This is a genomic window from Streptomyces sp. NBC_00457 (assembly GCF_036014015.1).
In the GTDB taxonomy this organism is placed as follows: domain Bacteria; phylum Actinomycetota; class Actinomycetes; order Streptomycetales; family Streptomycetaceae; genus Streptomyces.
On sequence record NZ_CP107905.1, the window covers coordinates 10,655,894 to 10,674,799 of the forward strand.

Consider the following 18,906-nt stretch of genomic DNA (forward strand, 5'->3'; position numbering starts at 1 on the left):
CGCGCCAGAACGCCATGGGACGATTTGTTCGTCGATCGACAAAGAAAGTTGGCCCGGTCATACAGAACTCGCCTGCACGGCCATGTCGGCGAGCGGGTGCAGGACCAGGGGCCCTCAGGCCAGGCCCCACCACCGCACGCCACGGCATCTGACAGGGGAGAAGAGCATGGGCATCGAAGGCAAGACTGTGTTGGTGACAGGGGCCAATCGCGGCATCGGAAAGGCGCTGGTCGCCGAGGCCCTCGCTCGGGGGGCGGCACGGGTCTACGCCGGCACGCGCCAGCCCTTGGCCGACGCCGACGCGCGGGTGACGCCCCTGACGCTGGACATCACCGACGCCGCACAGATCCAGGCGGCCGCCGGACAGGTCGAGTCGCTCGACATCCTCATCAACAACGCCGGCATCATGCTTCCCGACATCCCGTTCGACCCCGCCATTCTCGAACGCCATATGGCGGTCAACTTTCACGGCACCAACGCCGTGACCCAGGCGTTCCAGCCCGCCCTGGTCCGTTCCGGCGGCGCCATCATCACCATGAACTCGGCGGCCGCGCTCTCACCCCTGCCGCCTTTCCCGTCCTACTCGATCTCGAAGTCGGCCCTGTTCTCCCTGACGAGGACGATGCGCGCGTTCCTGGCCGGGCAGGGCGTCAGTGTCCACGCGGTCCTGGCCGGCCCCATCGACACTGACATGACGCGCCAACTCCCCATCCCCAAGTCGTCCCCCGAATCTGCCGCCCAGGCCATCTTCGACGCGGTGGACAAGGGGGAGGAGGACATCTTCCCCGACGCCACGATGGCGCCCATGACCGACATGTGGCGCAACGGCCCGGACAAGATCCTTGAGCGCCAGTTCGCCGAACTCGCGCAGGGAGCGCCCCCGGCGTGAGCTGGGCAACAACGGCAGGGGGAAGCAGAGAGTCGTAACAACCGGACCGCCCCACCCCCCCCGGGGGGCGGTCCGCCCATCCCGGGCAAGCACGGGGTACGAACGAAGGATCTCCCGCGGGTGCCTGCGCCCGCCGGGCTGTGCCGGGCGTGGAGCAAGCAAGGGCACCGGTACCCGGTTGCGACGTCCCGGTCACCGGATGCGCCGTGGCCGTGAGCGGTCGCCAGCGATGATCGTGCAGCGTCCCGGTGTGGCGCCGGGCCGGCGGCACGGTGCGCTCCCTGGTCGGCTGCGAACCTCCCGGCTCCCCGCCGCTGCCGCTCCGAGGACCTGGGCATCACCTGTCAGCCCGATGAGACCGCTGCGGCCATATTTGGAAGCAACCATCGCCTCACCTGAGGCGATCGCGGCGATGAGCGCTCTTCCCGACCGTGGGGAAGAACGCGTCCGCTGCGTCTTGACGGCCCTCGGCGGGAAAGCAGGCCTGGGCTGCGGGTGCTCCCGCACCTCACCCAGCTTCCGACGCCGACCGGTCAACCGCCGAACTCCGGCGCGCACCGCGCCGTTGGCACCCGCCATCGGCACCGCCCGCAACTGCTCCTTCAGCCGAGCCCGCGTTCACATCACCTCAGCCCGCTCGGCGGGCTCCATCGGTTCTGCCGCGCCGCGCACCAGGCCACGCGGTCCACGTGCGCGGCGTCCGCCTGTAGTGGCCTGAAACCGCGAAACCGCTCCCGCACATGCACCTCTCACCAGCGACGGCATCTGCCGACACAACAACAAGCAACTCAGCAAAACGGGGGGATGGAACATGACAGACCGACCTGCATCGGCGACGAGAAGGTACGACACGCAACCACGATGGTGGCGCCGTCGAACTGGGATCTTCCTCGCGGTACTGGCCCTGGCGGCAGCGACGGTGTATAGCCTCCCGAAGACCACAGCGGACGCGGCCACCGCGGTGACAAAGGCCCAAGAATGGCCGATGTTCGGCCAAAATCCCAACAACACGGCGAGCGTCCCGGTCGATCAGCACAGCCAGATCACGACGACCAACGCAGGCACCCTCGCAAAGAAGTGGACGTTCACGACCGGCGGCGATGTGTCGGCGCGTGCCGCCGTGACCCGTGGCTCCGTGTACTTCCCCGACTGGTCCGGGCACCTGTACGCGGTCAAGGCCAACAGCGGCCGGCTCATCTGGTCCCGGGACATCCTGACGGACTATCTGCCGGGCGTTTTCCCCAATCCGCCCGCCAAGGTGGTCTCCCGCACCACGCCCTACGTCGACCCGAGCACCAACACGATGTACATCGGCACCCAGCAAGGCGCCTGGCTCCTCGCCATCGACATCACCACCGGTGCCCTCCGTTGGAAGACCCAACTCGACACCCATCCATACGCGATCGACACCGCATCACCGATCGTCTACCAGGGCGTGCTCTACGTCGGGGTCTCCTCGACCGAAGAGACCGCGGCCGACAACCCCAGCTACCCCTGCTGCAGCTTCCGCGGCAGCGTGGTCGCGCTGAACGCGAGCACGGGAGCCCTGAAGTGGAAGACCTCCACGGTACCGACCGGATACACCGGTGGCGCCGTCTGGAGCAGCACCGTCGTCCCGGACCCGGCCAGGGGTGTCGTGTACACCACCACCGGCAACAACTACAGCACGCCGACTGCGCCTGCCTACACGTCCTGCATCAGCAGCGGCGGCACTCAGGAATCGTGCCTGTCCCCGGACGACCATTTCGACTCAATCGTCGCCTTGCATATGACGGACGGGTCGGTCGCGTGGTCACAACGCCTGTCCAACGGTGACGACTGGAATCTGGCGTGCCTGTCCGGGCCCCCCGGACCGAACTGCCCTCAGCCGACAGGCTCCGACTACGACTTCGGCAGCGGCGTCAACCTCTTCACCATCCAAACGGCCAGCGGCCCCAAGACTGTCCTCGGCGCTGGCCAAAAGAGCGGCCTCTATGCCGCCTTCGACCCCGACCGCAACGGTGCGGTCCTGTGGGCCACCCAGGTTGGGCCAGGCGGGCCACTCGGCGGGATCCAGTGGGGTTCCGCTACGGACGGCAACCGGATCTACGTAGCCATATCCAACTACCAGGGCCAGACCTACACCCTCCAGCCATCGGGTCAGACAACCAGTCACGGCTCATGGAGCGCACTGGACCCGGCGACCGGGAGAATCCTCTGGCAGACCCCGGACCCGGGCGGAGCCTCGGATCAGGGGCCGCTGGCCGTGACTAACGGCGTCGTGTTCGCCCCCTCGATGGCCGGTGCCGGCAACAACATGTTCGCGCTCAACGCCGCCACCGGCACCATCCTCTGGAGCTTCGCCTCCGGCGGATCTGTGCTCGCGGGAGCCGCGATCGCCAACGGCACCGTCTTCTGGGGTTCCGGCTACAGCAACATCCCCGGATTCACCGGCAACAACAAGTTCTACGCATTTAAGACGTGTGCCGCGCGGCGGTGTTGACGGCGTCAGCCCGTCGAGGCCTCTGCGCGGCCGCCGACGCCATCACACCACCGGGGAAGGGCATGGAGAAAATCGTCCCCCTCGGGCGGGTCGCCTGGCACTCGGCTGACACCGACGCCCGCCGCACGAGCGGCTCCCGACGTCAGTGACGAAGGCGGCTCCAGGTCCGCAGGCGCCCACGCGCCGGCACCCGGAGCCGCCCTCCGCAGTCTTTGACCAGGTCGCCAGTCGAACGTTCCACATCCGGCCGAACCAGCTCTCACGGACCGCCGCAGTGCCCGCCACCGCTGCACGCTCGCCGCAGCTGCGACACGTGATGGCCGCCACCGGCCTCGACGGGGGCCGGTGGGCCGGAGCGACCGCTGGCGTGGATGAGCCCGTGGCGACGGGGGCGCGCCACGGGCAATGACGTAATCGTCGCATCTGCGGCACGGGCCGACACGCAGCCTGAGGCACCGGGCTAGATGGCAGCCTTGTCGCGAACCTGGCGAGCGCCTCAGGATGATCCCCGCGTATTGAGCTGGTGGGCACATGTCGAGGGACCCGGCGTTGGATGTCGGCGAAGTTGACGCCGGATGCGGTGGCCCGGATCAGGACCTCTCCCGGGCCTGGGCTCAGTACTGGCGCGTCGGCGATCAGGCGCAGGTCCTGCGGGCCGCTCAGCGACGTCTGCCGCACGCATGATCGTGGGAATGTTCATGATGATCGCCTCTGTTTTGTTTATCGAACGACCAGCCATGCGCTCATAGCCCCCGAAGCAGGTCAAGGTAAACTTGATCGAACGACAAAAATGAGGAAAAGGCATTCTGATGGCCACTCGCGGCAGGCCGCGCACATTCGACCCGGACACCGCCCTGCACCAGGCGCTGGAGCTGTTCTGGGAACGGGGCTACGAGGGCACCTCGCTCAACGACCTGGCCCAGGCCATGGGAATCGCCTCGGCCAGCATCTACGCGTGCTTCGGAAGCAAGGAGGACCTGTTCCGGCAGGTCATGGCGCTCTACGGCACGACCTCAGGTGAGCGGCCCAGGCGCGCGCTGCGCGAACAGCCGACCGCGCGCGCCGCGTTCCACGCCATGCTGCGCGCCGCCGCCGATGAGATCACCCGTCCGGACGCGCCGCCCGGCTGCATGCTCATCCTGGCCGCGCCCACCGGCGCCGTTGAGAACCACGCGGTCCGGGAGTTCCTGGCCGACCTCCGGCGCGACATGCTCAGCACCAACAAAGACCGGCTCGCCCGCGGCGTCACCGACGGCGACCTCGCCGTGCCGCCCGCCAGCCTCGACGCCATCGCCCGCTACTACACCACCGTGGTGCAAGGCCTATCCGTACAAGCCCGTGACGGCGCCACTCGCGCCGAGCTGGAAACGGTCATCACCTGCGCGATGGCCGCTTGGGACACGCTCACCTCCGCGCCGTCACACCCAGCGAGCTAGATATAACCACCGGCAAGCCGGACGACGTTGGCCCAGGCGGCTTGAGGCGGCCCCACTCTGTCCCCCGAGCCGGTCACGGACGGGGCCGACTGAAGACGCCTCGGAGCCGGCTTCACAAACCGGGGCCCGCTGGAGTCGCCTTGGTGGGGCCGGACGGATGAAGGCGCCGTAGCCACCCGCAGCGGCCGTCTACGCTCTCGGCATGCAGCGCAGCGATGTCACGCGGGACGGCGGCACGTGGATCGGCCTGTCCCTGGACATAGAGGACCGCCACCCGCCGGGGCTGTGCGTGTTCAGTGCCGGGCTGCGACTGCTGGTCTCCCAACTGTCGCAGCCTGTACTGCTCGCCATTGTCGACGAACACCTCCAGGGCGTGGACTTCTGGCGCACGGATGAGTACCGCTCCTTCGTCCCGCCGTTGCGTGCGGATGTGGGGCGCGCTCTGGCGGGCAGCCCGGAACGGTGGGCTCACCGATTCGCGCAGTACCTCATCGACTCGCCGGACAGCCCGTTGCACGAGGGCCGATGGCTGCTCTCGTGTGAGAGTCCGCTCCGGCGCTGGCGCCACGCTGACGCTTCCCATGCTGAGTACTGGAGCGCGATGCTCGTCGATGGCCATCCGGACGGATACATCGACTGGTTTCTTCATTCCCATTCATGGGAGGTCCTTCCGCTGCGCCCGATGCCCGGTCCCGGCGACAGCCGGGTCAAGGCGTACCGCAAACAGGCCCGTGAAGGGACGCTCCCGCCCGTCCTGTTGTGGTGGGTCAGCGGCCTTGACTGCCATCTGATCCTCGACGGTCACGCGCGGCTTGCAGCGGCGATCGCCGAGTCCGTCGAGCCTCCGCTGCTGCAGTTGCACCGCACGGTGCCGCGCGATGACCTGGCCGCGCGCATCGATGAATCCGTGGGCTTCTACGAGGACGAACTTGCACGCTTCGCCGAACTCCGAGCCGTCCACGGTCCCGCCGTCCCGGATGGCGCCGCCACCGCCGGCCCACAGCTCGTGCGCCTCCTCCACGACCTGAACACCGCGGAACAGCCCACCTGGGCCTGGCCCCTGCCCGGCCGGGAGGGCCAGTGGCGTCGCATCGCACGCGAGGTCACCGCCGGCCAGGACTGGCCTCGTATCTGAGCCCTGCCGAATCCTTCCCGCCAACCGTCACGTCCGGGCGTACCGCCGTACCGCCAGACCCGTGCACACCGCCACGAAGGGCCGCCTCGCCCAGGCAAGCCTCGTCCGTCACCAGAGCCATGACACCGATCGCATCGCCCGCGTCTGCGTCGGTGAGGGCCGTTGTCCGGGCGTGTGCTCGCAGGAGCGCGGGGTTTGAGGGAGGCGCCGTGCGGTCCCCTCTTGGGTCCTTCTTCAGCACAGGGGACCGCACGGTGGTGCGGCGTCGAGTGGCGCCCCAGGTTTCCATGATGCGGCATGCGCGACGGGGCGTGGGCAGAAGTGACGTTTCACCCTCAAAGGGTTGAAATATCTGTCGTTCTTGCCCGCGGGGTGAGGGTAGCGGGGCCCGGCTCTTTCCCTGCATTGTTCCGTAAGTCCATGATCACGTGGCGGGGTGCGGGGCGGGCACGTAATGCTGGCGTCGCCTTCCTGACGGCGCTTCAGCACCGCTGTCGGGGAGGGCTGTTGATGTGAACCCCGCTCACAGAAATCCGATGCGATGTCGAGTAAGAAGGTGGTGACCGTTGCTGTTCTGGTGGCGGTCCTCACGTGGAGCACGGTGATGACCGTGCTGGGACAGGTCGCGGCCGTGGCCGCTCTGCTCCCGTCCTTGGGCCTGCTCGTGCAGCAGATCGTTCAGGCCCTGACCGCGCCTGACGGGTCCGGGTCTCCCGCAGGGCCCGCCGCAGCAGGCGGCGGACAGGAGCCGCCCCGATGATCTGGTCCCCCGACGCCGGCGAGCCGCCCCCGCCGGAGGCCTACGGCAAGCGGGGCCGCAAGCCGGCCCCGATCTCCGAGGATGCGGGTCTGTCGCACCGGGCCTGGCTCGAGCCGGTGCGTGGCTTCCTCTTTGCCAGTGGCCTGACCCTGGGCGACCTGGTCGACCGCTCCGGCTATTCCAAGACCCGTATCAGCGAACTGCTGCGCGGCAACGGCTACTACCCTGCCTGGGAGATCACTTTCAGTGTGATCCGCGCGTTGGGGCTGCCTGTGCAGCCGATGCGCCGGCTGTGGAGCGCGGCGGCACGCGAGGCGGAGAAGCCGCCCGGCTGGATCGCACAGTGCATCGAGCAGGTCGCTGTGCAGCCGGAGGCCCCGCCGATAGCCCACCAGGCGTTCACCGAGGCGGTGGCCGACACCTACACCGCCTACGCGCGCGCCTTCCTGCTCACCGAACACCGCGCCCGCTGGGTGGTGGCGGAGACCTTCGACATCCTGTGGCTGTGCTGGAGTCAGGCCGCCACCAGCGAGAACATCAACCGCTACGCCTGGCACCTGCTGCGCTCACGCGTCATGGCGCGCGCCCACCGTCGCCCCGACGGCGCCCCCGACCTGCGCACCGCGGTCTTCTCCACCGCCGAGGTCCACGACGCGGCGCCCGACCACCTGGTCGTCCTGAGCGAACTTGTCGATCTCTTCGATGCGATCGGCCGGCTCCCGCACGACCAGATGGACGTGGCGGTGCTGCGCTACCTGTGCGAGATGCCCGACCACCAGATCCCCGACATCCTCGGCCTGAGCCCCGCCATCGCCCGCGCCGTGGACCACCACGCCCGCGCCGCCCTCGAATGCCTGCTCAGCCCACCCAGCACCCGGGAGTGAACCCAGCCGCCATGACCCCCGTCGACGCCCTCCTCGCCCGCGCCCGCCTCCACCACCACCCCCGCGTCCCCGCCGACACCGTCGCCTACGAGGACACCCCGTATCTCGATCCCGACCCCGAACAAGCCCCGCTGCCCGAGGACGCGGCCGGCGACCACGCCGCCACCCGGCATCTTGATGACCTCTGCGAAATCGTCGTCACCACCGTCGCCCCCGGCGCGCTGGAGTTCCTCACCGACCAGCTCCCCGAACCCTCCGGCGCCTGGCTGCTGGGCTGCGCACTCCACCTCGCCGGCGTCGACGACGGGGCCCGATTCTGGTGGCAGTACGCCGCCGGCGCCGGCAACACCCCCGCCGCTTACTGCCTCTCCCTGCACCACCACGCCCGCGGCGAAGCTCACGCCGCTGCCTTCTGGTACGACCAGACCGGCCTCGACGCGGCCACCGACTCCGACACCCTCACCGTCACCGGAGTCCCGCCCCTGCACCACTTCACCTTCGACGCCAGCGTCCACACCGTCCTGCGCATACTCAGTCACCTCACCGCCCCCGGCGAGCGCCGCCGCACCCACCGCGCCGACGCCATCACCAACTACGTCGCCCAAGCCGTCACCCGTGGCCAGCGCCGCCACCCCGGCGTCGAAATCCCCGTCCCCGAGCCCCGCTTCGCCGACCGCGTCACCTTCATCCTCGACGCCACCCCGCCCTGGACCCGCCGCGCCGCCCCCGTCTTCAACCCCGCTCTGCCCAGCCGGAGAGAGCACCACCGCACCGCCGGCATCCGCGCCCGCGATGCCGCTGTGGAAGGCGCCAAGGGATGAGTGCAGCCGCACACCAACAGCGGCTGTCGTGGCGGATGGATACGGTGAAGGTGCCTGGTGCCGGTGGTGCTTTTAGGCTGAGTGTAGGATCTCGCAACTCGCGTCCGATGCGTGTTCCCGTGACCTGCTACTTCAAGCGGTGTCTCACGCTGGGTCAAGCCCGCCAGTCTCAGGCGCGTGTCCAATTCCCCGGACCTCGAGTCACCCCCCCCGTGAAGGTGGGAAGCCCGCAAGGGCGCATGCGGTCGGCATAGATTCGCCGACCGCATGCACCACGGCACTTGAGAGGTGTCACCCGGCGCTCAATGGGCGTTCTGCGGCTGTTCGGAAGATTCTTGAGCCACCAGGTTCTTCGCGGGGATAGCGTCGATGATCCAGATGTTGCGCTGGCGGTCGGCCAGGAATGCCGCAAGTGCGAGTAGGAGTGCTCCCGTTGCGACGATGAGAACGACCAGGAGGGCACCTTCGACGCCGTGAGTTTCTGCAAGGCCGCCGGAGACGGCTTGTCCGGCGGCTGTGCCGAGGGGGCCTCCGGCGCACAGGATGGTCATGGCGACCGCGGCCCGTTCTGCGGGGGCGAGCCGTTCGGTCAACGCGTACAGGCTGATCATGTAGGGAGCGACGGTGAAGCTCGCCAACGCGACGGCTGCGGGCAGGGAGGCCAGTTGCGTGCCGAAGAAGAGGACCATCATGCCGACGAAGAGTGCCGCGGCGAAGCAGACGTAGCGGGCGCGCAGGGAGAACCGCTGCGGGAGCCAGGCGCAGGCGAAGCCGGCCAGGGCGCTGCCGATGCCGAACTCGGCGTACAGGAGACCCGCGGCGCCGGGCTCGTCGGTCGTGTCGGCGTACACGGTGACGGCCGTCTGGACGGCGCCGAAGATCGCTCCCATGGCGACCATCGCCAGGAACATGACGGCCAGCGGACGGCGTGGCAGGTGCGGCTTGTCCTGCTGTCCCGAGGGCTGCTGGTGGGTGGTGCGGTGGGCGTAGATCAGGGCGAAGGGGAGGGTGCTCGTTGCGATCAGAGCCATCGTCACGATGGCGGGTGCGAGGGGGCTGACCGCTGCGAGCAGCCCGACGAACGCGGGGCCGGCGACGAAGCTCAGTTCATCGGCGGATGCCTCGTAGGACAGAGCCGCGGACAACAGGTGGTGCTTGTTGCGGGACTGCACCAGTCGTGACCAGTGCACCCGGACGAGGGGGCCGACCTGAGGCTGGGTCAGGCCGACGAGAGCGGCCGCGGCGAACATGCTTTCCCGGCTGCCGTGGGTCGCGGCCAGTAGGGCGGCCCAGGCGGCGAAGTTGGCGATCGCGGCCACAGCTCCGACGGTCCGGTGACCGTACCGGTCGGCGAGGGCCCCGACGAGCGGGCCGCCGATGGCGATGGCGATGCTCTGGGCCGCGCTGGCGAGTCCGGCGAAGGCGTAGCTGTGGGTTGCTGCCTGGAGCAGGATGAGGGTGGAAAGGGCTGATGTCGCGTACGGCAGGCGGGCTAGGAATCCCAGGGGGAAGAAGCCGACGCCTGCTACACGCAGCAGAGAGCGGTAGGACACTGATGTCTCCATCGGGCACGTCGAGGAGACGCGCCACCCAGCCACCAACGCGTCGACGAGCCCGATTCTGATCATCAACGTAGCGGAGGCGGCTGAGGGCTGTACAGGTGCCTCGACCGAAGCGATTGGAACGATGCGGGCCGACAGTGGCCGCGTGGGGCCACAGCCAGGTGGGTGTCCCTGGATAGCCGGGTCAGTGCGTGTGTGGGCGGTTAGGAAAGGCCGCCGCTCAGCTTGTCGAGGAGGAGGTCGCGAAGTGTGTCGATGTCGGCGTCGAGCGCCACATCGATCTCGCGTCCGGTCCGTTCGTTGTCGTATCCGGAGCGGGTGTCGATGACGGTAGCGCCGCGTGCAGCCGGGGAGTTGCACACGACATCGACCGCCAGCCGTCGGCACTTCAGCGTGCCGGGCCAGATCGCCTCGGCTACGGCGACTGCATCATGCAGCACGAGGCCGTCCACACCGAGTTCCCGCTGGTAGTGGGTGCGGTAGGGGGTGGAGACGGAGACCAGGGAGGCACCGGCGGGGCCGGAAGCGGCGAGAGTCTTGAGCCAGCGGTCGTCCACCCAGGCCCGGTGTGTCAGGTCGATGGGCACCAGGGTCGTCGGCACGTCCGATTCGACCAGGACGCGTCGGGCTGCCTCGGGGTCGCTCCACACGTTGAATTCGGCTGTCGCGGTGACGTTGCCGCCTGATGCCGCCCCGCCCATCACAACGAGGCGGCCGATGCGGGAGCGGAGCTCGGGGTACACGGCCAGGAGCAGAGCGATGTTGGTCATGGGCCCGATTGCCGCGATCGTCACGGGTGTCTGTGCGGTTTTCAGGACGCCGGCCAGTACTTCGACGGCGGGGCGGGCCTGCTCGGTCCCTTGTGGGGCGGGAAGCGATTCTGATGCTCCTCCGAGGCCGTCCTTGCCGTGGGCGTATTCGGCGCAGTGGGGGTGCGGGTAGACGAGTGGGCATTCGGCTCCCCTGGCCACTCGTACGTCGTCGCGGCCGCACATTGCAAGCACTCTAAGGGCGTTGCGCGTGGTCTGGTCTACGGCCGCGTTCCCGAACACGGTGGTGACGGCGCGTAGGTCCACGTAGGGACTGCGGGCGGCCAGGGTGATTGCGAAAGCGTCATCTATGCCGGGGTCGGTGTCTATCACGAGGGGGACGCGCTCTGAGGTCACTGCATTCTCCATCCTGCCAGAGCTGGTGTCCTTCATCTTTTCGCGTGCTTCGAGGAGCTCCTGGTGGCTATCTGTCCGAGGCTACGAACTTCTCGTTCAGCCACGCGTTTGCTTTTTCCAGCGGCCGCCTGCGCATGGTCACGAACATTCTCTCCGAGAAGCTCATCTCGGCCAGGGTCTTTCCTGACCCTTCGACCTCAAATATGGGGGTCCAGCCTCCCAATTCACCACGCGGAGCAACGATCTTCCCCCGGATGCGGTCGGTCCATACCTGGACCTCCCCGTTGTATCCAACGCCGACCGAGCTTACGGCGTCAGCTCCGCAGTTTTCCCCTTTGAGTGCGGTCAAGCGCGCGATTTCGCGCGCCCCCATGCCGTCGACGAACCATTTCACGAGCGCACCTGGAAGTGAATTCCAGGAGTCGATCTCCAAACCCGTGTCTTCGACTATCACCGGATCGTCCCAGGACAGCTTGAGGACCTGCTCTAGCTTGTGTCTGACGACTTCGTCCGGGGTCAGGGCCTGGATCTCGTCTATTCCGATACCTATCCCATGTATCTGAGGGATGACCTCTTTGGCCTCTTCCAGCTTGATTGAATTCGTGCTAGCGAATAGAACTTTTCGCACTGTGTCAGTGGTCCTAACTATGCTTCGTCTACTTGATACCACTTCGGTGATTCGGCGCGACCGTCCTCGGCCTGCAGGAATCTTCCGGGTTCGGGTTCCTTGGAATTGTCGTACGGCTGGAATCCGTCCCGGAATCGCTGCCGTATCTGCCCTCGAATTTCACGCCCCTTTCCTCCCATCCGGCGATGAAATGAGCTGTTGGGCTGTAGGAGGATGAAGATCCTGTCTCGCACCTCGTAGGTGAAACGGTTGTGGCCGGGGCCATAGAGAGGCGCGAACACCGGTACGAAGTAGTCCTCGCCGTCAAACGAGAAGCGCCACTTGTCCTTCAGGAAGTCCTCCTCCTGGAGGGACCGGGATTTTGCCTGGTCGCACTGCATCAAGGTTTCGATGACTGTGCGGAGAAGGCCGCCCAGCTGATTCATGTCCTGGCAGAAGCCGTCGGCGGGGAAAGAGTAGATGAACCCGTCCAGATTTTCACGGAGAGCGGCGCGAGTGAAGTGATGGAGCAACCCAACGGAAGACCTGATGTGTTCTGCCACCGATAACGATCGGTCGTACTCGGGAGCGCCCCACAGGTTGGCTGTGACAGCGAAAGGGCAGTAGGTGCGGTTAGCGATGGGGGCGAATTGTTTCACGGCCGCCGCATGCCTAGGGTTGTGCTCTCCTCCGGAGAACGCGTTGAGGGCGCGGTCGTGGAAACCGTTCTCAAGCACTTCTGCGAGATCCAGCTCAAGGCAGACGCCGATATCCAGCAGAGATATCTGGAATTCTGCTACCACCTCGGACAGGGGCTTGAGGGCGTCTTGCGTGGCGCTTCCGTAGCCGTAGCCGTACAGAGCGATGTTCCGCATGATGTCGGTCAACGACGTCCTGGCTAGCGTCAGGAGCGCTGCCGCCTTCTGGTTTCTCCCTGCCGACCTTCGGTCTTCGATTAGTTTACTGATGGTCGCATTGTGACCGAGGTCCTGATACGACTTTTTGAGGGTCACTCCGTAGACATCGGCTATCCGCGAACTCGTCGTGTAAAGGCCGGCAACCGACAGTCCCACGGCTGACAGGTCACGACAGTCGACGGCCCTCTCCAGGTTGGAGCACATGTCGAGGAGGTGGAAGGCTGCGGAGAGCGGACCGGCTCCGCGACCCTCACGCAGGGACACCCTCTCCACGGCGGCCTGAACCTGCGCCACATGGAGTTTGGATGACGGGCGGGATTCCGATTGAGATCCGGTGACGACAACCGAGCTTACGGCGGTCCGCCCCCCGTCGTCCCTGTTCACTGAATCCTCGTTCGCAACCACTGATTTTCCGCCCCTCGCCGCGTAGAACCTGATTGAAGTCGTTTCATCTCTGGCCGGTCGTGCTGGCTCTTCGCTAACACTCGAAGTGTTTGAGGATTTCCGGGAGGGTCCGGATGACTGGCACCGTGAGACGGTCGAATTGGCGCAGGTCCTGTAGGGCATTTAATGTGTCATGGAAGATGACACATCTCAGCCCTGCGCTCTGCGCGGCCAGTACGTCGTCAACGGTATCACCGATCAAGATCACGTCATCGGGAGAAGGATCCCCGAGGGCGGTAAGATGGGCCTTGAGGTGTTCTGCCTTTGTGTCCGCCCCGTAGCCCTTGTAACCATCGACGCGTATGAAGCGGTCACTGATCCCGTACCTTTCAATCTCCGGAATCAGTTTCTCGTGGGGATGCATCGACAGCAGAGACTGCGTCCGGCCGACTGCCGCCCACCTTTCAAGCACCTCGCTGGCGTGAGGCGACAATGTCAGATGGACCGCCAGCTCCCGATAAGCGGCCTCGAAAAACTGCTGGATAGCACGGTGGTCGGCGTCACTCAGGGGACGCTTCGCCAGTCTTTCGAAGAAGGTGGGTATCGGTCTCGTGAAGTGCTTGCGGTGATCCTCGATGGTGACAGCAGGGAGGCCGGCACAGGCGAAGGCCGCGATGACCGATCGCATCATGATGCGGCCGTCACCGAGTAAGGTGCCGTTCCAGTCCCACACGATATGAGGGGTGCGTATCATTCCCATTCCCTGCGCATGAGCGTTTCACCAACGAGGCGGCGAGGGCCCGGAGCGGTTACTCCAGGCCCTGGCTCTCTCCCTGGCCGATCGGACGAATCCCGGCTACTTCTCGATTGGCGCGGCCGTGGCGCAACGGCAGTGCACATGGGCATCGGAGCCGCTGTCGCGCAGCGACCGGGTCATCTCGGCCACGATCTGCCTGAACCGGGCGGCATGCTGCCTGCGCGGTTCGTGCCAGTCGTGCGCGCTCATGTCGTGGTCCGACAGACCCGCGCCGAGCGTGATCACGCCGGCGAAGGTCGCGAAGCACATGCCCGCCTCTCGCGCCATAATGCAGTCGGTCCCGTTGGTGTGGCCGATGACGTCGCCGCCGAGCTGCGCGAACATCCTCACCTCGGCCCGGGTTTCGAACCTCGGCCCGGGGACGCACACGCAGCAGCCCCGCGGGGCCATGTGGAGCCCCAGGCTTTCTCCTGCACGAATCATGTGTGCCCGCAGGTTTGGGCAGTAGGGCTCGGTCATGTCAGCGAAGCCGAACCGGTCATCCGAGAAGAAGGTGAACTGCCGGTCCTTCGTGAAGTCGATGAACTGATCCAGGACGAGCATGCTCCCGTTCGGGACCGAATGCCGCAGCGTCCCGACCATCGCCGTGGTGAGCACCATCCGGACGCCTGCCCGTGACAGCGCGTCCATGTTGGCTCGGTAGTCAATCGCATGCGGAGGAACGGGGCGTCCGGAACTGTTTCGGGGCATCACGATCAGCTCGTACCCGTTTAAGGTTCCGACGGTCGCCTTCACCGAACTGTCGCGCGTCGGCAGCTGGACTTCTCTGGCGTTGTCCAGCCACTCGCTGGCGTCGACATCCTGGCTTCCGACGATTGCAAGCTCGGCCATATTCTTTGCTCCTAGCGATGACTCGAATGAGCACAGAGTGATTCGTCAGATATTTCTGACGTGGAATGGAAGGTGCTAGGTGGCGCGTCATGGCAGAGGACACGGGTTAGAATTTCGGGTCCTCTGTAGCGGTCTATGAAGGCTTCCCCGACGTGATGACTTCCTCGTGCAGAACCCGGGCCCCCTCAGACCTGCATGCGCCAGCGGACGTGCCATCGCCCGGTAATGGAAATTCATCATCCCTGGGCGGTGTCTTTCGACTCAATCTTTCGACGCGGATCACGCTAACAAACATGATCCGCGCAAAGGCATGCGATTTTGAGCCTCCTTGCAACCCGCATGGCGGTGCCCGCAGTGCTTCAGCGCCGCTTCTGCCTCATGGGTCCCGATGGAGGGCGGTGGTAAGCGTTTTCCCTGCTCGCAGGCGCATTCGGGAGCACTGAGCGTCACCGACTGGTCACACAGGGGTCTCACAGGGTGAGACCCCCGCAATGGCTGGATAGGCCACGTTGACGGTGATCCGTATACAGGATCCAGATCGTCGATCTCTCCCGACACGACCGGGCGCGGGTCGTTGCAAGAGACATAGAGTTGCGCTCGCGGCAGGCCAAGTCCGGAGCGTGTGCTGGTCAGGGCAACCGAGAGCATGCACACCACCTGCAGCATCATCTTGTTCATGACTTCAGAGAGACGCGCAGGCTGCGGCTCACGGAGGTTCGGCTGCAGCGTCGACGGACCTTCGGTGAACGCTGGATTGCCAGTGCTTGGCGAGCATGTTTCAGGTCGTGGTGCCCGAGATGCCAGTGTCAGCTGCGAAGCGCGGGACGGGTTGCTCCAGCATCTGTCGGCGATGGGGCCCAGGGCCCGCGGCCTCGGGACCGTGCGGGCATGACTGCTTGTCCAAGTCCCCCGTTGCCGCTTCCAGTAGCAACGGGGCAGCCGCATCGCCGCCGCAGCTCCAGCAACCGACAGCCGAGGGGCACGCACCGCCGTCCCTCGCCCGGAAAGATCACCTCCGCCTCGGGCGGCCCGGATAGGACCCGGCGGGGCGGAGCTGAGTGCCGTCCTTGAGGAGTGCGAGACGAACGGTGGCGAGGCTGGTCCCCTCCCGGTCGGCGATGGCCTGGAGGGAGAGGCAGTCGCCTTCGTACCACCGGCGCCACTGTGCTGCCCGGGCGGCGGTGTGCTGGGTGCGGCGGAAGCGGGGCGGGCTCCAGTCGACCGGGTGCTCGGAGAGCAGGTGGACGACATGCGCGGTGGTCGTCTCCAGGGTGCGGGCGAGCTGGGCTATGGAGAAGTCGCTGCCGGGCACGGCCTGGTGGAGCCGTTCAGGGCTGATGCTGTGCGGGTCAGGCCCAGGCAGCTGGAGGCCGTGCAGCGCATGGTCGGGGAGCTGGGGCGCCCACTGGACGGGCTCGTCGATGCCGTGCTCGTCGAGGACGTGTCGTGCGGCGTGAGGGAGGAGTCGGGTCCCGTTCGAGTCGGTACTTCCGGTGCGGCGCTTCGCGTCCGGCCCGGGCCGTTTACCGGAATGCCGACGGCCGCGGCTGGTCGCAGCCGACTGGGGCCGGTTGCTGGTGGACGAGGTGGCGGATGGGCTGCCGGTCCGCGAGTTCCGCCGGTTATCGGCCGGAGGCACTGTTCGGGCTCGTAGGAGCCCTCCACCGGCTGCCGTTCACCCGCCCGCGCGGACGGACGGGAGGACTTCGTGCTCCAGGAACGTGCGCAGGTCGACGTCCACGTTCTCGTGACCCTCGCGGGTGTTCCCGGTGACCACCACGACGATGTCCTCTGCGGGCAGCAGGTAGATGTACTGGCCCCCGTGCCCCCAGGCGAACGGCGTGGCGCGGCCGCCGATCCGGCGGTTCCACCACCCGTGCGCGTAGGAGAACCCGTCGCCGGCGGAGGTGACCGGACGCATCGACTGCGCGGCTGTCTCCCGGGGGACTACCTGCCGGCCCTGCCACCGCCCCTTGTTCAGGTAGAGCAGTCCGAACTTTGCCAGCTCCCGTGGCGTCAGGTAGAGGTTGTAGCCACCCGAGTAGACCCCTTGAGGGTCCCGTCCCCAGTGCTCGGCGGTGATCCCGAGCGGATCGAACAGGTACCGCTGGGCGAACCCGCAGGTGCTGCTGCCGCTGGCCCGCTGGAGCACCGCGGAGAGCAGATGCGTGTTCCCCGAGCTGTAGTTGAACGCTTTGCCGGGCTCGTGCTCCAGGTCCCGGTCGACTATCGCCTTCACCCAGTCGCGCTGCTTCTCGACCGTGTACTCGGCCTCGTCCTCCTTCCACTGCCACCCGGCGGTCATGGTCAGCAGGTGCCGGAGCGTTATCCGCCGCTTGGCGGCCGGGGCGTCGGCGAAGTACTCCGGCAGGTACCGGCGCACGGGGTCGTCGACGCTGCCGATGAACCCCTGCCGCACAGCGATCCCGATCAGGGCTTGGAGCATGCTCTTGGACGACGAGTGGACGTTGTTGCTGTGGCCCCTGTGGCTGCCGTGGAAGTACCGCTCGGCCACCAGCCGGCCGTGCCGCACCACCAGCGCGCTGAACACCGACCGCTCCCGGCCGAGTCGGCGCAGCCCGGCGTCCAGCACCGCCGGGTCCATCCCGGCCGACTGCGGGGAGCCGACGCGCCAGCCGTGGCCGGGACGGGGATCGATGCGGGTGCGGTTGGTCTCGTAGAACGTGCCGTTGTCCTCCGGCGTCTGCCAGATCCGGTCACAGTCCACGCCGGACCCGGTGGTCGCGGTGCGGGCGGTCGACGGGCCCAGGACAGGCTGGGCGAGGACGAGCGCGGCACCGAGCAGGAGGGCCCGTGGCCGCAGGTAGCGCGTCATGGCGGTCTGCTCTCTCCGGGTTCGCGTGGTTCCCCCTGACAGTCGCGAGGGGGCACTCGGCCTACCGGTGATTCTGCCGCTATCGGGAGCGAGACTTCCGCGAAAGCCAAGTTGACTGAGAACACCGACCCGCGGCGATCTCAAACGACCTGGCACCCCAGCAGGTCAGCGGCTCTCCACCTGTCAGACGCCCTTCGACAGGACAACTCCTGTCCCGTCGTGCCTTGTCACCGAGCAGGGCCCAGGCGAGGCAGCCCAGGCACCACCACACCCACGCCTGCTCGCCGACGCGCACCAGGGAACCGGTCCACAGGAGCATCGTCGCCACCAGGAGGTAAGGGAGACCGCAGAACGCGGTGCCACGCCCGACGCCGATGTGTTCCCGGCGGCGCTGCCGGAGCGACAGGCGGCCCGCCCGGTTGGCCGCCAGGTCCTGCGGGGTAAAGCCGAGCGCCTAGGCCAGCCGGATACCGGGCGAGGCCCCCTGCTCGGTGACGGGCTCCGCTTCTTCGCTGTCGACCGGCTCCGCCGACAGCAGCAGCGGCCCCGCGCCGCGCCTGATCGGTTCCAGCCAGTAGAGCCGGTAGGGCCCCGGCGGCGGCAGCGGCGGCGCCCCCTCGGCCACCGGCACCGGCTGCTCGCCCACCCGCGCCTCGCGCCGCTCATCGGCCTGCTCCGCCACCTGGACGATCCGGCCCATCGCGGCGCCGATCCGCGGAGCGGCCAGGGCGGCGGCCCTGCGGCGGCGCCACCGACGGAGCTCACGGTGTTCACGGCGCTTCTCGCACCGCTTCCCGCCCTCGGCCACCAGCAACCCTCCCATCACCATCACCATCGCCGGAAGGAGGAGCACACAGATGACGACGAAGGCCAAGGCGAAGACGGAGCCGAGGAAGCCGCGGTCGTCGGCGTGGTCCATGGCGTTCACGGCCAGCACCGCCAGCACGAAGCCCGCGATGATCAATACCCACCCGGCCACGATCAGCAGAGGCCACCAGACGAGCGGGACACGGGAGTTGCCGATGATCATCGCCCGCTGAGCAGGCGTCACCCTACCCTCGGCGTTGGCCGCCACCAGGTCCGCGTCGGCCCAGTCGGTCCAGACAGTCCGGTCGGCTCTCTGCGACTCCCTGTCCATGTGTCCTCCGTCCCCCCCCCCCCCCCGAACTCCCTTGGAGTTATGCCCCGAACTCCGGTGGAGACACTGAATATCGAGGCGCGGTGACGCAGAATCGAGGGAACCGCCCGGGGGCTGAGGGGCATCGATATAGGCGCGGGACTGCAGACGGAGCAACCGCGCCCGCGCGCCGGAACCGGCTGCCCGGTCTGCGTTGAGAATTTCCCCAGTCTTGCACCGTTCCTGGCCGATCTGGAAGCAG

The 18,906-nt window shown here is 67.2% G+C and carries 16 protein-coding genes; 7 read left to right on the forward strand and 9 right to left on the reverse strand.

Annotation, left to right across the window (positions count from 1 at the left end):
- The first annotated feature begins 166 nt into the window (after window positions 1-166).
- The 7 genes from OG828_RS48620 to OG828_RS48650 all read left to right on the forward strand — a co-directional run bounded on the left by OG828_RS48620 (window position 167) and on the right by OG828_RS48650 (window position 8,407).
- Window positions 167-889, forward strand: coding sequence for an SDR family NAD(P)-dependent oxidoreductase (locus OG828_RS48620; RefSeq protein ID WP_328499713.1), 723 nt, complete (start codon window positions 167-169; stop codon window positions 887-889).
- Between the two features lie 985 nt (window positions 890-1,874).
- Window positions 1,875-3,371 carry an outer membrane protein assembly factor BamB family protein gene (locus OG828_RS48625; protein ID WP_328499712.1) on the forward strand — a complete coding sequence of 499 codons (1,497 nt, stop codon included), beginning with the start codon at window positions 1,875-1,877 and terminating at the stop codon, window positions 3,369-3,371.
- 809 nt (window positions 3,372-4,180) lie between these two features.
- Window positions 4,181-4,807 carry a TetR/AcrR family transcriptional regulator gene (locus OG828_RS48630; protein ID WP_328499711.1) on the forward strand — a complete coding sequence of 209 codons (627 nt, stop codon included), beginning with the start codon at window positions 4,181-4,183 and terminating at the stop codon, window positions 4,805-4,807.
- A gap of 202 nt (window positions 4,808-5,009) precedes the next feature.
- Window positions 5,010-5,942, forward strand: a complete 933-nt coding sequence (locus OG828_RS48635; protein ID WP_328499710.1) for a hypothetical protein — start codon at window positions 5,010-5,012, stop codon at window positions 5,940-5,942.
- 541 nt (window positions 5,943-6,483) lie between these two features.
- Window positions 6,484-6,702 carry a hypothetical protein gene (locus tag OG828_RS48640; protein WP_328499709.1) on the forward strand — a complete coding sequence of 73 codons (219 nt, stop codon included), beginning with the start codon at window positions 6,484-6,486 and terminating at the stop codon, window positions 6,700-6,702.
- Window positions 6,699-7,586 (forward strand): XRE family transcriptional regulator, encoded by an 888-nt coding sequence (locus OG828_RS48645; RefSeq protein WP_328499708.1) that lies wholly within the window; start codon window positions 6,699-6,701, stop codon window positions 7,584-7,586. Before OG828_RS48640 ends, OG828_RS48645 begins: the two co-directional genes overlap by 4 nt.
- A gap of 11 nt (window positions 7,587-7,597) precedes the next feature.
- A complete protein-coding gene (locus tag OG828_RS48650) occupies window positions 7,598-8,407 on the forward strand; it encodes a hypothetical protein (RefSeq protein WP_328499707.1) in 810 nt (269 codons plus the stop codon).
- 302 nt (window positions 8,408-8,709) lie between these two features.
- Here the strand turns inward: OG828_RS48650 and OG828_RS48655 are convergent, their stop codons facing one another.
- The 9 genes from OG828_RS48655 to OG828_RS48695 all read right to left on the reverse strand — a co-directional run bounded on the left by OG828_RS48655 (window position 8,710) and on the right by OG828_RS48695 (window position 18,665).
- A complete protein-coding gene (locus OG828_RS48655) occupies window positions 8,710-9,960 on the reverse strand; it encodes an MFS transporter (RefSeq protein ID WP_328499706.1) in 1,251 nt (416 codons plus the stop codon).
- A gap of 212 nt (window positions 9,961-10,172) precedes the next feature.
- The gene (locus OG828_RS48660; protein ID WP_328499705.1) at window positions 10,173-11,135 is read right to left on the reverse strand and encodes a nucleoside hydrolase; all 963 of its coding nucleotides are present in this window, start codon (window positions 11,133-11,135) and stop codon (window positions 10,173-10,175) included.
- Between the two features lie 67 nt (window positions 11,136-11,202).
- Complete coding sequence (locus tag OG828_RS48665; protein WP_328499704.1) at window positions 11,203-11,763, reverse strand: non-canonical purine NTP pyrophosphatase; 561 nt, start codon at window positions 11,761-11,763, stop codon at window positions 11,203-11,205.
- Window positions 11,764-11,780: 17 nt separating this feature from the next.
- Window positions 11,781-13,043 (reverse strand): YqcI/YcgG family protein, encoded by a 1,263-nt coding sequence (locus OG828_RS48670; protein ID WP_328499703.1) that lies wholly within the window; start codon window positions 13,041-13,043, stop codon window positions 11,781-11,783.
- Window positions 13,044-13,137: 94 nt separating this feature from the next.
- Window positions 13,138-13,797, reverse strand: coding sequence for an HAD family hydrolase (locus OG828_RS48675; RefSeq protein ID WP_328499702.1), 660 nt, complete (start codon window positions 13,795-13,797; stop codon window positions 13,138-13,140).
- A 102-nt stretch (window positions 13,798-13,899) separates the two neighbouring features.
- Window positions 13,900-14,691 (reverse strand): MTAP family purine nucleoside phosphorylase, encoded by a 792-nt coding sequence (locus tag OG828_RS48680; RefSeq protein WP_328499701.1) that lies wholly within the window; start codon window positions 14,689-14,691, stop codon window positions 13,900-13,902.
- 1,009 nt (window positions 14,692-15,700) lie between these two features.
- Window positions 15,701-16,330, reverse strand: coding sequence for a hypothetical protein (locus tag OG828_RS48685; protein WP_328499700.1), 630 nt, complete (start codon window positions 16,328-16,330; stop codon window positions 15,701-15,703).
- 36 nt (window positions 16,331-16,366) lie between these two features.
- Complete coding sequence (locus OG828_RS48690) at window positions 16,367-17,527, reverse strand: serine hydrolase domain-containing protein (RefSeq protein ID WP_328499699.1); 1,161 nt, start codon at window positions 17,525-17,527, stop codon at window positions 16,367-16,369.
- 454 nt (window positions 17,528-17,981) lie between these two features.
- Window positions 17,982-18,665 (reverse strand): hypothetical protein, encoded by a 684-nt coding sequence (locus OG828_RS48695; RefSeq protein WP_328499698.1) that lies wholly within the window; start codon window positions 18,663-18,665, stop codon window positions 17,982-17,984.
- Between the last annotated feature and the right edge of the window lie 241 nt (window positions 18,666-18,906).

Bases quoted from the DNA above. Each gene is read 5' to 3' on its own strand.
- OG828_RS48625 (WP_328499712.1), top strand. From the start codon at position 1,875: ATGTTCGGCCAAAATCCCAACAACACGGCGAGCGTCCCGGTCGATCAG.
- OG828_RS48695 (WP_328499698.1), bottom strand. From the start codon at position 18,665: ATGGACAGGGAGTCGCAGAGAGCCGACCGGACTGTCTGGACCGACTGG.
- OG828_RS48680 (WP_328499701.1), bottom strand. From the start codon at position 14,691: ATGGCCGAGCTTGCAATCGTCGGAAGCCAGGATGTCGACGCCAGCGAG.
- OG828_RS48675 (WP_328499702.1), bottom strand. From the start codon at position 13,797: ATGATACGCACCCCTCATATCGTGTGGGACTGGAACGGCACCTTACTC.
- OG828_RS48645 (WP_328499708.1), top strand. From the start codon at position 6,699: ATGATCTGGTCCCCCGACGCCGGCGAGCCGCCCCCGCCGGAGGCCTAC.
- OG828_RS48690 (WP_328499699.1), bottom strand. From the start codon at position 17,527: ATGACGCGCTACCTGCGGCCACGGGCCCTCCTGCTCGGTGCCGCGCTC.
- OG828_RS48640 (WP_328499709.1), top strand. From the start codon at position 6,484: ATGTCGAGTAAGAAGGTGGTGACCGTTGCTGTTCTGGTGGCGGTCCTC.
- OG828_RS48635 (WP_328499710.1), top strand. From the start codon at position 5,010: ATGCAGCGCAGCGATGTCACGCGGGACGGCGGCACGTGGATCGGCCTG.
- OG828_RS48630 (WP_328499711.1), top strand. From the start codon at position 4,181: ATGGCCACTCGCGGCAGGCCGCGCACATTCGACCCGGACACCGCCCTG.
- OG828_RS48650 (WP_328499707.1), top strand. From the start codon at position 7,598: ATGACCCCCGTCGACGCCCTCCTCGCCCGCGCCCGCCTCCACCACCAC.
- OG828_RS48620 (WP_328499713.1), top strand. From the start codon at position 167: ATGGGCATCGAAGGCAAGACTGTGTTGGTGACAGGGGCCAATCGCGGC.